We start from the raw sequence: 383 nt of genomic DNA on the forward strand, positions 1-383 counted from the left end.
TGCTGACGTACTTGCGCTTGTTGAAGCGGATGTGCTTGCTGATGTGCTTGCTGACGTACTTGCGCTTGTTGAAGCTGATGTGCTTGCTGATGTACTTGCACTTGTTGAAGCTGATGTGCTTGCTGATGTACTTGCACTTGTTGAAGCTGATGTGCTTGCGCTTGTTGAAGCTGACGTGCTTGCTGATGTGCTTGCTGATGTGCTTGCTGATGTGCTTGCACTTGTTGACGCTGACGTACTTGCTGATGTGCTTGCTGATGTACTTGCACTTGTTGAAGCTGATGTGCTTGCTGATGTGCTTGCACTTGTTGAAGCTGACGTACTTGCTGATGTGCTTGCTGATGTACTTGCACTTGTTGAAGCTGATGTGCTTGCTGATGTGC

1 protein-coding gene is annotated in these 383 nt (G+C 48.3%); it reads left to right on the plus strand.

Annotation, left to right across the window (positions count from 1 at the left end):
* Nucleotides 1-383, plus strand: a 383-nt coding sequence (locus tag AC3E7H_RS09970; protein WP_490676515.1) for a hypothetical protein, incomplete at both ends; no start/stop codon positions are given.

The organism is Streptococcus sp. SCPM-O-B-15304 (M98), from assembly GCF_058200215.1.